At 67.5% G+C, this 12,389-nt stretch carries 14 protein-coding genes; 7 read left to right on the top strand and 7 right to left on the bottom strand.

The genetic code is table 11. From position 1 onward, the window contains the following. Positions 1–46 precede the first annotated feature (46 nt). The 5 genes from SNAS_RS15060 to SNAS_RS15040 form a co-directional block, all read right to left on the bottom strand. The gene (locus SNAS_RS15060) at positions 47–865 is read right to left on the bottom strand and encodes a TrmH family RNA methyltransferase (protein WP_041624913.1); all 819 of its coding nucleotides are present in this window, start codon (positions 863–865) and stop codon (positions 47–49) included. After that, positions 865–1,230 carry a 50S ribosomal protein L20 gene (gene rplT / locus SNAS_RS15055; RefSeq protein WP_013018296.1) on the bottom strand — a complete coding sequence of 122 codons (366 nt, stop codon included), beginning with the start codon at positions 1,228–1,230 and terminating at the stop codon, positions 865–867. Before rplT ends, SNAS_RS15060 begins: the two co-directional genes overlap by 1 nt. Positions 1,231–1,292: 62 nt before the next feature. Beyond that, on the bottom strand, positions 1,293–1,487 hold the full coding sequence (gene rpmI / locus SNAS_RS15050; protein WP_013018295.1) for a 50S ribosomal protein L35: 195 nt from the start codon (positions 1,485–1,487) through the stop codon (positions 1,293–1,295). Positions 1,488–1,524: 37 nt separating this feature from the next. Beyond that, complete coding sequence (gene infC / locus SNAS_RS15045; protein WP_013018294.1) at positions 1,525–2,073, bottom strand: translation initiation factor IF-3; 549 nt, start codon at positions 2,071–2,073, stop codon at positions 1,525–1,527. A gap of 261 nt (positions 2,074–2,334) precedes the next feature. Continuing rightward, positions 2,335–2,793: a PH domain-containing protein gene (locus SNAS_RS15040; RefSeq protein WP_013018293.1), complete on the bottom strand. Its 459-nt coding sequence runs from the start codon at positions 2,791–2,793 to the stop codon at positions 2,335–2,337. Positions 2,794–2,881: 88 nt separating this feature from the next. Here SNAS_RS15040 and SNAS_RS15035 point away from each other — a divergent pair, with 88 nt between their 5' ends. Further along, a complete protein-coding gene (locus SNAS_RS15035; RefSeq protein WP_013018292.1) occupies positions 2,882–3,286 on the top strand; it encodes a thioesterase family protein in 405 nt (134 codons plus the stop codon). A gap of 5 nt (positions 3,287–3,291) precedes the next feature. Here SNAS_RS15035 and asnB read toward each other — a convergent pair whose 3' ends face one another. Further along, positions 3,292–5,223 carry an asparagine synthase (glutamine-hydrolyzing) gene (gene asnB, locus SNAS_RS15030; RefSeq protein WP_013018291.1) on the bottom strand — a complete coding sequence of 644 codons (1,932 nt, stop codon included), beginning with the start codon at positions 5,221–5,223 and terminating at the stop codon, positions 3,292–3,294. 147 nt (positions 5,224–5,370) lie between these two features. On the opposite strand from asnB, the gene SNAS_RS15025 reads away from it, so the two are divergent. From SNAS_RS15025 to SNAS_RS32810, 5 genes are all read left to right on the top strand, one after another. Beyond that, positions 5,371–6,876 (top strand): aminopeptidase P family protein, encoded by a 1,506-nt coding sequence (locus tag SNAS_RS15025; protein ID WP_013018290.1) that lies wholly within the window; start codon positions 5,371–5,373, stop codon positions 6,874–6,876. A gap of 220 nt (positions 6,877–7,096) precedes the next feature. Further along, positions 7,097–7,606 (top strand): SigE family RNA polymerase sigma factor, encoded by a 510-nt coding sequence (locus SNAS_RS15020; protein WP_013018289.1) that lies wholly within the window; start codon positions 7,097–7,099, stop codon positions 7,604–7,606. Further along, positions 7,603–8,577, top strand: coding sequence for a hypothetical protein (locus SNAS_RS15015; RefSeq protein WP_013018288.1), 975 nt, complete (start codon positions 7,603–7,605; stop codon positions 8,575–8,577). Before SNAS_RS15020 ends, SNAS_RS15015 begins: the two co-directional genes overlap by 4 nt. 120 nt (positions 8,578–8,697) lie before the next feature. Continuing rightward, a complete protein-coding gene (locus SNAS_RS15010) occupies positions 8,698–9,678 on the top strand; it encodes an aldo/keto reductase (protein ID WP_013018287.1) in 981 nt (326 codons plus the stop codon). Positions 9,679–9,764: 86 nt separating this feature from the next. Continuing rightward, the gene (locus tag SNAS_RS32810; protein WP_013018286.1) at positions 9,765–10,874 is read left to right on the top strand and encodes a glycoside hydrolase family protein; all 1,110 of its coding nucleotides are present in this window, start codon (positions 9,765–9,767) and stop codon (positions 10,872–10,874) included. Between the two features lie 54 nt (positions 10,875–10,928). Here SNAS_RS32810 and SNAS_RS15000 read toward each other — a convergent pair whose 3' ends face one another. Continuing rightward, a complete protein-coding gene (locus tag SNAS_RS15000; protein ID WP_013018285.1) occupies positions 10,929–11,309 on the bottom strand; it encodes a nuclear transport factor 2 family protein in 381 nt (126 codons plus the stop codon). Positions 11,310–11,404: 95 nt separating this feature from the next. Between SNAS_RS15000 and SNAS_RS14995 the strand changes: the two genes are divergently transcribed. Continuing rightward, on the top strand, positions 11,405–12,388 hold the full coding sequence (locus SNAS_RS14995; RefSeq protein WP_013018284.1) for an RNA polymerase subunit sigma-70: 984 nt from the start codon (positions 11,405–11,407) through the stop codon (positions 12,386–12,388). Position 12,389 lies beyond the last annotated feature (1 nt).

Genomic DNA, 12,389 nt, shown 5'->3' with positions numbered 1-12,389 from the left:
CCGCCACCGGCGGGCCGCATAAACATCCGCATAGACATGCGTGACATCAGGTTTCTCCTTTGCGATGTTCTCGTGCGGAAGCATACAGGCACACCGCGGCGGCCGTCGCGAGGTTTAGGCTCTCGGCCGCGCCGTAGATCGGCACCCGGACCCGCACGTCGGCGCGTTCGGTGAGCGCGTCGGACAGGCCGTGGGCCTCGGAGCCGAACAGCCAGGCCGTGGGTTGGCGCAGCAGGCCGTCATCGATGGCCGCGTCCAGGTCGGTCTCGCCGCGCACGTCGGCGGCGAGGATGCGCAAGCCCTTGGCGCGCAACGCGTCCAGGTGTTCGTCGGTGTCGCCGCCGCGCACCACCGGCAGGTGGAACAGGCTGCCCACCGACGCCCGCACGCACTTGCCGTTGTACGGGTCGACCGAGCCGTGCGGGAACACCACCGCCTGGGCTCCGGCCGCGTCGGCGGTGCGCAGGATGGTCCCGGCGTTGCCGGGATCGGCGATGCCGTCCAGGACGACCGCCAACCGCACGGTTTCGGGCAGCGTGGTGTCGACGTAGCCGCACACCGCCACGATGCCCTGCGGGTGCACGGTGTCGGTCAGTGCCGCCAGGCCCGAGTCGGCCACGGCGAACACCCGGGCGCCGAAGGACTCGGCCTCGGCCAGCAGCCCGGTGTGGCGGCTCAGCGCCGCCTCGGTGGCGAAGACCTCGGTGACGCCACCGGCCCGCACCGCCTCGGCGACCGCCTGCGGTCCCTCGGCCATGAAGGAACGGCGTTCGTCGCGGGTGCGACGCCGCGAGAGTTTGCGGGCAGCAACAACCCGGGACGACGTCCGCGTCAGCGGGGTCGACCCGGGTGCTGATTCGATCATCAGGCGGTGGCCGGAAGAGCCTTGCGGGCCACGTCGACGAGCGCGGTGAACGCGGCTTCGTCGGTGACGGCCAGGTCGGCCAGGACCTTGCGGTCCACCTCGACCTCGGCAGCCTTCAGTCCCTGAATGAACCGGTTGTACGTGATGCCGTTGGCGCGGGCCGCGGCGTTGATGCGGGTGATCCACAGTCGCCGGAAGTCGCCCTTGCGGGCCCGGCGGTCCCGGTAGGAGTACTCGTAGGAATGGAGCAGCTGCTCCTTTGCCTTGCGGTACAGCCGGGAGCGCTGTCCCCGGTATCCCTTCGCGGAATCCAGGACGACGCGGCGCTTCTTCTTGGCATTGAGTGCCCGCTTAACGCGTGCCACAGGTCTTTCTCCTCATTGCTGTCCATCCACACATGGATGGCTGTCGGTCATGTGCGGATGATTTAGATTCCGAGCAGTCGCTTGACTTTTTTGACGTCGGCCTTGGCGAAGTCCACCCGGCCGTCCAGGCGACGGGTCAGCCGGGAGCTCTTGTGCTCCAGGTAGTGACGCCGGTTGGCGCGCTGACGGCGAAGCTTGCCGGTGCCGGTGATCTTCACCCGCTTGCGCATGCCGCTGTGGCTCTTCATTTTCGGCATCGGTACTCCTTGTTCCTTCGTTCCTGAGGGCCGAGGGCTACTCTTCGTCGCCTTCGGCCGGTTTCTTGGCGGCCTTGGTGGCCACGGGCTGTTTGGTCCTGTGGGGCGCCAACACCATGATCATGTTGCGCCCGTCCTGCTTGGGAGCCGCTTCCACGACACCGAGGTCGGAGACCTCTTCTCCCAGTTTGTTCAGCAGCCGCAAGCCCAGTTCGGGACGACTCTGCTCCCGGCCCCGGAACATGATCGTGATCTTGACCTTGTCCCCCGCCTTGAGGAAGCGGATCACGTGACCCTTCTTGGTCTCGTAATCGTGATCGTCGATCTTGGGGCGAAGCTTCATCTCCTTGATCACGGTCTGCTGCTGGTTGCGCCGGGCCTCACGCGCCTTCAGGGCGGTTTCGTACTTGTGCTTGCCGTAGTCCATGAGCTTGCAGACCGGCGGCCGGGCATTTGGCGCCACCTCGACAAGATCCAGATCGACGTCGGCGGCCAACTGCAGGGCCTTGTCAAGCGAGACGATGCCCACTTGTTCTCCCTGCGGTCCGACCAGCCGCACCTCGCGAGCCCGGATCTGTTCGTTCACGCGCGAATCGCTGATGGGGCCTCCTTAGTAATGCGATAAGTGCACTTGCGTGCGACCTGGTGCGCAAGGAGATACCCCACAACGACGAAAGCCCCGGCATACAGCCAGGGCCCCTTCATACACCACGTGGCCACACCGGTGGTGTGGTCGATGGTGTTACTGACCCGAAAACCCTCAAGCGTGTCAACGGGTGGGAGCGGGGCTCCGCTTACGCGAGTCACCCAGGGGGTGACTTGGTCGACGCATAAGCGTAGCAGACGCCTATTCGCCCCGGGATTCGGCAAGCAGCTCCCGCAGCCTGCGCACCGCGGCAACGGCGCGGTCCTTGTCGACCGACTGGATCGCCATCACCGCGATCACGTCGTCGTCGGCCAACTCCAGCATCGCCCACGAGGCGCCGCGCGGGAACCGCACCGACTCCACGATCTGCCAGGGCACCTCGGTGGAGCCGAACAGGTTGCGCACCCGGACCTTGTGTTCGTCGGCCCACACCCGGGGCCGGGCGAAGGTCAGGATCCCCAGCGCTGCCAGCACTCCCAGTCCGACCATGGCGTAGGCGTCGGCGGAGTGGAAGACGCCGCCGCCCTCGGTCTTTCCGCCCATGGCCGTCGCGGCGACCACGCACACCGCCAGCACCAGGACCGCCCCGATCCAGCAGGCGATGGTGGTCTTGCGGGGACTCGCCACCAGTTCCACACCCGAACCCGCGGTCTTGTTCATGACGGTGAGTGTGCCAGCGCCGTTCGGGCTGAATATCAGTGACCCGTGGAGATCGCCAAATGACGGTGGCGACACATAGGGTAGTAACGTGCGCGACCTCACCGAACTTGACCCCACCGCCCTGCAGGACGTATCCGGACGTGTCGAGACCATCGTCACGCAAGCCGACACCGCGCAATCGCTCGGTTCCGGTGACGTCCCGGTGCTCGGAACCCCACGGGTGCTGGCGCTCGCCGAAGCCGCGATCGTCATGTCCCTGACCCGCCGCATCCCCACCACGATGACCACAGTGGGCACACGGGTGCGGCTGCGGCACCTGGCGGCGGTGCCGTTGGGCCGCATGGTCGCCGCCCGGGCCCGATTGCGGGGCCGGGACGGCAACAAGCTGACCTTCGACATCAGTCTCGTCGACGGCGACAACAACCTGGTCGCCGACGGCGAGATCGAGCGGGCGCTCGTCGACCGGGCCGATTTCCTGACCCGGCTCGACTAGGGCCGCTAGGACACCATCGAGCCGACGGCCGGTTTGGCGGCCAGCTGCGAGGTGGCGCGTTCAATGCCCGGGTCCAGCGACTGTTCGACGAAGATCGCGTGCCACAGGCAGAACACCAGGATCGTCCACACCTTGCGGCTGTTGTCGGCCTTGCCCTCCTTGTGGTCGCGCAGCAGGCCGCGCACGTACTCGAGGTCGATGAGGTGGCCGCAGCCCGCGGTGGCCAGGATGTTGTCGGCCCACTCGAACATCTCGTTGGCCAGCCACACCCGCGTCGGAGTCGGGAAACCCATCTTGGGGCGGTTGACGATCGCCGGTGGCACCACCTTGGCCAACGCCTGGCGCAGCGCGAACTTGGTGTGGTTGCCGCGCAGGCGGACCTTCTCGTCCACCGGGATGGTCGAGGCCACCTTGAACACCTCCGGGTCCAGGAACGGCACCCGGACTTCGAGGCTGTGGGCCATCGAGATGCGGTCGGCCTTGACGAGGATGTCGCCGCGCAGCCAGGTCTTGATGTCGACGTACTGCATCCGGGTGGGTTCGTCCAGGCCCTCGCACTCGGCCCACAGCGGGCCGGTGATGGCGCTGAAGTCGACGCTGGAGTCGTAGCCGCGCAACAGCCGCCGCTTCTCCTCCTCGCCGAAGATGTTGGCGTTGCCGACGAAGCGGCGTTCGAGGTCGGTGGTGCCGCGTTCCAGGAAGCTCTTGCCCTTGACGCCCTCGGGGATCACCTTGGACACCGCGCGCAGGCTGGAGCGCACGCCCTTGGGCAGGCCTTGGATGGCTTGCAGCGACAGCGGTTCCCGGTAGATGCCGTAGCCGCCGAAGAACTCGTCGGCGCCCTCGCCGCCCAGGACCACGGTGACGTGTTCGGCGGCCTTCTTGGCGACGTAGTACAGCGGCACCAGTGACGGGTCGGCGATCGGGTCGTCCAGGTGCCACACGATCTTGGGCAGCGCGTCCATCATCTCCTGCGCGCCGATCGTGGTGCCGATCAGTTTGACGCCCAGGTGCTGCGCGGATTCTGAGGCCACGTCCAGTTCGTTGTACTGGCCCAGGCCCTCGTAGCCGATGGTGAAGGCGAGGATGTCGGGGTTGAACTCGCGGGCCATCGCGACGACGCCGGTGGAGTCGATGCCGCTGGACAGGAACGCGCCCACCGGCACGTCGGCGCGCATGTGCATCCGCACCGACTCGCGCAGTGTCTCGGCGATCTCGTCGTACAGCTTCTGCGGGTTGTCGACCGAGCGGGGCCGGAAGTCGGGGTTGAAGTAGCGGGTCGCCTCGACCGGTTTGCCGGGGGCGAACTCGACGTAGTGTCCGGCGGCGATCCGGTTGACGCCGCGGTGCATGCTGCCCGGCTCGGGCGGGTACTGCAGCGTCAGGTAGTGCGCCAGGTTCTCCCGGTCGAGGTCGTTCGGGTCGGTGAACGGCATCAGGGCCTTCTTCTCGCTGGAGAAGTAGACGCCGTCGTCGGTGTGCAGGTGGAACATCGGCTTGATGCCCCAGGGGTCGCGGGCGCCGTAGGCGCGGCGCTGCTGCCGGTCCCAGATGACGAACGCGAACATGCCGCGCAGCCGGGCGGCGACGTTGGGGCCCCAGTGGTGGTATCCGGCGAGGATGACCTCACCGTCGCCCTGGGTGGCGAACTCGGCGCCGTGCTTCTCGATGAGCTCGGCGCGCAGTTCCTTGTAGTTGTAGATCTCGCCGTTGTACGTCATGACGTACCGGTTGCCGGAGTACCACATCGGCTGGTGGGAGGACTCAACGTCGATGATCGACAGCCGTTTGTGCGCGATCGCGACATCGGTGTCGATCAGCTCCATGCCGGTCTCATCGGGGCCGCGGTGGTGGAGGCGTTCGTTGGCGGCGGCGATGGCATCGGATCGCTCGGCGGCAGCCCCTCGGGAGCTGATGAAGGTCAGGATTCCGCACATGCCGACCATCCTCGCACCTGACCAGAAACGACAACACACGCCTCAGACGCGAAAGCCCGGTCACGAATTGCGCGTGCGGGGGTCAATACCGAACGTGGCGGCGTTACGGTCGAAGTATCCACGACACTCCATGGAAGGCCCGTGCACATGTCTGAGACCAATGCGGCGGCGGCCGAAGCTGCCCCGAAGAGTGGTGAACGCAGCCACGACCCCAAGTACCCCGAGAAGTTCCTGCAGTTCATGCGCACTGGCTGGGGTTCGTCCGACCTGACCGGGCTGGTCGCGGTGCCGCAGTCGGTGCGGCACGCGCAGCGCCGTGACGCCCTGTCCCAGGCCTTTCCGGGCGAGACCCTGATCATTCCCACCGGCGCCGAGAAAGTCCGCGCCAACGACACCTTCTTCCGATTCCGGGCTGGCAGCGACTTCGCCTGGCTGACCGGCGACTACGACCCCGAGGGCGTGCTGGTGCTGAGCCCGGCCGCGGGCGGTCACGACGCCGTCCTGTACCGGCGGCAGCGCAAGTCGAAGGAGTCGGACGAGTTCTTCCGCAGCGCCCAGTACGGCGAACTGTGGGTGGGCCGCCGCTACTCGCTCGACGAGACCGCGACACTGCTGGGCATCGAGTGCCGGGACCTGGACGAGCTGGAGGCGCTGCTGCCGCAGTTCGAGCGGGACAAGGCCCGGGTGCTGCGGGGTATCGACGCCGTCATCGACGCGGCCATCGCGGCCGAGGAGGCCGGACGCTCCGAGGATGGCACGCCGGAGCTGACCCGGGACCGGGAGCTGGCGGCGGTGCTGTCGGAGCTGCGGCTGATAAAGGACGAGTGGGAACTGGAGCAGCTGCAGGACGCGGTGGACGCGACCGTGCGCGGATTCGAGGACGTCGCCCGCGTCATCCCGCGCGACCGCGCGGTACGGGAACGGCTGCTCGAGGGCGTGTTCGCGATGCGGGCGCGACTGGAGGGCAACGGCATCGGCTACGACTCGATCGTGGGCGCCGGTTCGCACGCCACCACGCTGCACTGGATCACCAACGACGGCGCCACCGTGCCGGGCGAGCTGATCCTCATGGACATGGGCATCGAGAACAACCACCTGTACACCGCCGACGTCACCCGCACCCTGCCGGTGAGCGGGCGGTTCACCGACCTGCAGCGGCAGGTCTACGACCTGGTGTACGCCTCGCAGCAGGCCGGTATGGACGCGATCAAGCCCGGCGTCGACTACAAGCACATCCACCAGACCTGCATGCGGGTGCTGGCCGAGGGCCTGTCCGACCTGGGCATCCTGCCGGTCAGCGTCGACGAGGCCATGGCCGACGACTCGCTGGTCTACCGTCGCTGGACGCTGCACGGTTTCGGTCACATGCTGGGCATCGACGTCCACGACTGCGCCGCGGCCCGCACCGACCACTACTGGCAGGGCAAGCTGGCCGAGGGCCACGTCCTGACGGTGGAGCCGGGCCTGTACTTCCAGACCGACGACGAACTGGTCCCGGAGGAACTGCGCGGCATCGGCGTGCGCATCGAGGACGACGTCCTGGTGACCGCCGACGGCCACCGCAACCTGTCCGACGGGCTGCCGCGCACGTCCACCGACGTCGAGGAGTGGTTCGCCGCGCGGCGCGACGAGGAACCACGGTTTCCCGGATAGTCACGCGCGGTGGCCTAGACTCGTCAACGGCTGTGCGAACAGACCGTGAAGCTTTAACCACCGCACCCGGACCCGGCGGCGACCGACCACATCACACCACCACAGGTCGCCGCCGGGTCCCTTGCGTTCCCCCGGTTTTTCTCGCCGTGGCTTGCAACCACTTCGGGGTCCGGAGCCATCAGTAGGGGCGACAAGCGAATCGTCAGAACAGTGAGCCCCCATGAAGCCCGAAGCGGAAGCCGAATACCGCGAGTTCGTGTCCGCACGTCTGGATCAGTTGGGAAGGTTCGCCTTCCTACTGTGCCGGGACTGGCACCGCGCCGAGGACGCAGTGCAGAAAGGTCTCGTGAAGCTCTACCTCCACTGGGACAAGACCACGATCAAGTCTCCGGACGCCTACGTGCGGCAGGTCATCGTCAACGTCGTACGCGAGGAAGCCCGGCGGCACTGGTTCAAGCGGGAACGGTCCAGCGACAGGCTTCCCGAACGCCACCACCCCGACCCGGGCGAGGCGGGCAGCGAACGGCTGACCATGTTGGACGCACTGTCTCGATTGCCCAAGCGGCAACGGATCGCTGTCGTCCTCCGTATCTGGGAGGACCTGTCGGTTGAACAGACCGCCGAGATCATGGCCTGTTCGCCCGGCACCGTCAAGAGCCAGACCGCGCGAGGCTTGCAGACACTGCGCGGGCTGCTGAGTGAAACGATCCCCGAGGAAGTCACGACATGAACGAAGACATCAAGACCGAATTGGACGCCGAACTGCCGCACGGCAGGGTGCCGTTCGCGCTGGACACCGACAAGGCGGTCGATCTGGGGCGGCGCACCAGGAAGCGGCGCAAGCTGCTGGCCACGGGCGGGTCGGTGCTGTCGGCGGTGGCCGTCACGGGCCTGGTCGTCACGTTGCTGACGCCCGGGCAGCCGTCCGACGACCAGGCGGCCGATGACAAGACCAACAACCAGGACGGCGACTTTCCCGAACTCAACCCGAAGTTCCACTACCAGTGGGCCGGTGGCGCCTACCAGAACAACAAGCCGCCGAAGCCGATCGACGACTACACGGCGGCGTTCTGGAAACACCTCGACAGCGAGTACCCGGACGCCAAGCTGTCCTGGTTCGGCGGCGACTCCGGAAACCACGCCGAAGGCGAGGACGCGGTCTACTTCCATCGGGAAGAGCAGATGCTGATCGGCTTGGAGGACCCGACGGATCCGGAGTCGATGCCCGACAAGAGCATCCATTACGACCGCGACACGTACAGCATGCTGCAGTGGGATGACACGCCCGAGTCGGGCGGCGCCTCGGACCCGACCTTCGCGTTCACCGAGGACCGCGGGACCGACGACACGCTCACCATCCTCGTCTTCCCCGCCGGTACCTACAAGAAGGACTCCGGCGACGTCTACGACCCGGCCGGTTGCAACAACGACGACTCGTTCACCCAGTTCGAGTCCTGCGACGCCGAGAAGGCCGAGGGCCCCGACGGACAGGACCTGCGGCAGGTGTCGATGAAGACCGAGGACGACGGTCAGCCGCCGGTCGAGGCCGAACGCTCCGTCGTGTACTACCGCGCCGACGGTTCCGCCGTGGTGGTCAGCGACGAGGTGTCGCGGACGAAGGAATCGGATCCCGCGCCTTACCTGTCGTACGAGCAGCTGGCGGAGTTCGCCTTCGCGCTGCCGGACACCCCGGTCGAGTAATTCCCCAGTTCACGGGCCCGGGACGGTCGTCCCGGGCCCGCCTCGTGTCCGGAATCACTGGCTGGCCACGACCGTGCGGACCATACTTCCCGAAGCGATCACTACGACCGAGGAGACGACATGGAGTATCTGCGGCTGGGTTCCACGGGATTGAAGGTCTCGCGCATCTGCCTGGGGATGATGAGCTACGGCGACCCCGCGCACCGCGCCTGGTCACTGCCCCTCGACGACGCCCGGCCCATCGTCAAACACGCCGTCGACTCCGGGATCACGTTCTTCGACACCGCCGACATGTACTCGCGCGGCGCCAGCGAGACGATCACCGGGCAGCTGCTGTCCGAGCTGTTCGCCGACCGCGAGGACTACGTCCTGGCCACCAAGGTGTACTTCCCGATGAGCGAGCGGCCCAACGATTCCGGCCTGTCGCGCAAGCACATCATGGCCTCCATCGACGCGTCACTGAAGCGGCTGGGCACCGACTATGTGGACCTCTACCAGATTCACCGGTGGGACTACCAGACTCCGATCGAGGAGACCATGGAGGCGCTGCACGACGTGGTCCGGGCCGGAAAGGCCCGCTACATTGGAGCGTCCAGTATGTACTCCTGGCAGTTCGCCAAGGCGCAGTACGTGGCCGAGGCCAACGGCTGGACGAAGTTCGTGTCGATGCAGAACCAGGTGAACCTCGTGTACCGCGAGGAGGAGCGCGAGATGCTGCCGCTGTGCGCCGACCAGGGCGTGGGCGTGATCCCGTGGAGTCCACTGGCGCGCGGTCTGCTGGCCGGGACCCGGGAGCGCGGCGGGACCGCGAACACGGTGCGCGCGGGCAGCGACCCGGTCATCGACGTCCTGTACAGCGACAACGACTTCGACATCGTGGACGTGCTGCGCGAGGTCGCGGCCAAGCGTGACCTGCCGCCCGCGCAGCTGGCGCTGGCGTGGGTGTTGCGCAAGCCGGAGGTGACCGCGCCGATCATCGGTGCCACCAAGACCAAACACCTCGACGACGCGATCGCCGCGGTGGACGTGGAACTCGGCGATGAGGAGGTCACGGCCCTGGAGACGCCGTATCGGCCGCGGCCGATCTCCGATCACGAGTGAGGCGTGGCAAACCCTTGCGGGACACGGTATGGTGACGTCCCCACCGGATGGGAGCGTTTCCATTCCGTTGTCCCCCAGGAGGAATCTTGCGCGTTTTCCCGCTATTGGGCGGCAGGCGCCGCCGGGCCGCGGTGGCGTCGGCCGGAGCGCTGGTGCTCGCGGTCGTCGGCTACACCGCAGCGACGGCCAGTGCCGACACCAACGCCGACTTCCAGGTCGGCTACACGCACAACAACACCGCGTTCCCGTTCGGCGATGACGACGCCACCGCGTCGGCCAAGGAGATCCTGTCCGGCACCGGACCGATCCAGAACCAGCACCTGATGGGTTTCGGCACCGACAACCCGTGGCCCAAGCAGGACGGTCCCCGCGACTTCTCCAGTCTGGAGGAGCGCCTCGCGGCCATCAAGAGCACCGACGGAAAGCCGGTCATCACCTTGTGCTCCGCGCCGGGCTGGATGAAGCCGTCCGGTGACGACTGGGAGATGAACGAGGCGCCGAAGCCGGAGTACTACGACGAGTTCGCGCAGCTGGCCGCCGAGACGGCCCAGAAGTTCCCGGAAGTGGAGTACTTCCAGGTGTGGAACGAGTTCAAGGGCTTCTGGAACGGCAGTGAACCCGACTATGTGGAGTTCACCAAGTTCTACAACCAGGTGTACGACGCGGTGAAGGAGGTGCGTCCCGACGCCAAGATCGGCGGGCCGTACGTGACGCTGCGCAACGAGTACGGCCAGCCCGGCGACTCCGAAGTGTCCGGTGAGTGGGGCGAGGTCAACCCCGGGGACATCGAGGCGGTGCGGTACTGGAACGAGAACAAGTCCGGGGCCGAGTTCTTCACGCTGGACGCCTGGACGATCGACGGCGACGGTGACGCGCTCGATCCGGCGCAGATGAAGCAGATGTTCTCCGACGTCACCGCGTTCTTCGCCGCCGAGTCCGGGCTGCCGGTGTGGTGGTCGGAGTACTACGCGCCGCTGTCGGGTCCCAAACCCGGTGACGACGTCGACCCGACCACGCCCGAAGCGGTGACGGCGGCACTGGAGGGCATGCGCGACGGTGGCGCGTCCGTCGCGTTGTGGTGGCAGCCGGAGTGCGGCGAGGGGCCGCATCCGTGCGTCTTCACCGACACGTCCCAGGCCGGGGGCGGCAAGCGGACGGAATTTACCGAGGTGGCCGAGGCGTTCTCGGGCCGCTGAGGGGCAGGCGACGGCGGTGAGGCATCGATGGCCTCACCGCCGTCGTCGTGTCTTCTACTCCCCCGCTGCCGCGCGGCGGGCCAGTTCGAACGGCAGCCGGTCGAAGATCAGGTGCAGTTCGACGATCCGGCCGTCGGCGACGGTGTGGTGTTCGGCTCCCGGTGCCGAGTCCCGGATGTCGGTCGCGGGGTCGTACATCAACAGCGCGCCGTCGCCCTCGCCGTAGGCGGCCAGCAGCCGGATGCTCGTGACGCGTTTGGTGAACGGCTCCATGAACTCGCGGAACGCCTCGGCCCCGCTGATCGGCCCGGCCGGGGTCAGGGCGCGCAGGTCCGGGCTCAGGTGGGTCATGGCCTTGTCGAAGTCGCCGCCACTCCAGGCTTCGTAGTAGGCCAGGGCCACTTCCAGTCCGGTGCTCGCGTTGTCCGTTGTCACTGTTGTCCTCCTGATGGATCGGTTGTCCCCTGTTGAGACACCGCCGCGACGCCGATCGGAACGGTGATGTCGCATCCGGCTGCAAGAATTTCGCGGTGACGTCGACACTTGAGGCCGCCCGCGCGGGAGACGAGGCCGCGTTCGAGGAGCTGACCCGGCCGTACCTGCGCGAGTTGCACGTCCACTGCTATCGGATGCTGGGGTCATTCGACGACGCCGAGGACCTGACGCAGGAGACGCTGCTGTCGGCGTGGCGGGGGCTGGCCCGGTTCGCCGAACGGTCGTCGCTGCGTGCCTGGCTGTACCGCATCGCCACCAACCGTTGTCTCAACGCGATCCGGGACGGGAAGCGGCGTCCGCCGCCGCAACCGGTCGCGCCGTTCGAACCGCCCGAACCCAACGGCACCGTCGAGGTGCCGTGGTTGCAGCCCTATCCGGACGAGCGGTTGGATCCCGCGTCGCGGTACCAGTCGCGCGAGACCGTGGAGCTGGCGTTCATCACGGCGCTGCAGACACTGCCGCCACGGCAGACGGCAGCGCTGTTGCTGTGCGATGTCCTCGGGTACGGCCTCGCCGAGGCGGCAGGCATGTTGGACACGAGTCCCACGGCGCTCAAGGGGGTGCTGCAACGGGCCCGCGCGGCGATGCCGGGGCCGGTGCCACCGGAACCGGTCCGGGCCGATGCCGGTCAGGCGCGGCTGGCGCGCCGGTTCGCCTCGGCGTTCGAGGCCGACGACGTCGACGCGGTCATCGCGTTGCTCACCGACGACGCGTGGCTGACGATGCCACCGGCCCCCCACGAGTACCGGGGGCTGGCGGCCATCGCACAGTTCCTGCGGATCCGGCGCCGCTGGCGCGGCGATCGACCGTTGTCGCTGGTGGACACTCGCGCCAACGGGCAACCGGCGTTCGGCTGCTATCTGCCCGATCCCGACGGCCGGGTGGCCCGGCCGACCGGGATCGTCGTGCTGACGATGCGCGGCGACCGGATCGGCGGGATCACGAGGTTTCTGGGGTCTCGGCTGCACCGGCATTTCGGACTGCCCGACTCGTTCGACGTGGCCGAGCGGTCCGGCTAGC

It is taken from the genome of Stackebrandtia nassauensis DSM 44728 (assembly GCF_000024545.1).
Lineage (GTDB): Bacteria > Actinomycetota > Actinomycetes > Mycobacteriales > Micromonosporaceae > Stackebrandtia > Stackebrandtia nassauensis.
Note: the sequence above shows the minus strand (reverse complement) of the source record. Positions and strands in the feature narration are given on the sequence as shown.

Excerpts from the sequence above, each read along its gene's own strand:
- SNAS_RS15060 (WP_041624913.1), bottom strand. The coding sequence starts at position 865 with ATGATCGAATCAGCACCCGGGTCGACCCCGCTGACGCGGACGTCGTCC.
- rpmI (WP_013018295.1), bottom strand. The coding sequence starts at position 1,487 with ATGCCGAAAATGAAGAGCCACAGCGGCATGCGCAAGCGGGTGAAGATC.
- SNAS_RS15040 (WP_013018293.1), bottom strand. The coding sequence starts at position 2,793 with ATGAACAAGACCGCGGGTTCGGGTGTGGAACTGGTGGCGAGTCCCCGC.
- asnB (WP_013018291.1), bottom strand. The coding sequence starts at position 5,223 with ATGTGCGGAATCCTGACCTTCATCAGCTCCCGAGGGGCTGCCGCCGAG.
- SNAS_RS15025 (WP_013018290.1), top strand. The coding sequence starts at position 5,371 with ATGTCTGAGACCAATGCGGCGGCGGCCGAAGCTGCCCCGAAGAGTGGT.
- SNAS_RS15020 (WP_013018289.1), top strand. The coding sequence starts at position 7,097 with ATGAAGCCCGAAGCGGAAGCCGAATACCGCGAGTTCGTGTCCGCACGT.
- SNAS_RS15015 (WP_013018288.1), top strand. The coding sequence starts at position 7,603 with ATGAACGAAGACATCAAGACCGAATTGGACGCCGAACTGCCGCACGGC.
- SNAS_RS15010 (WP_013018287.1), top strand. The coding sequence starts at position 8,698 with ATGGAGTATCTGCGGCTGGGTTCCACGGGATTGAAGGTCTCGCGCATC.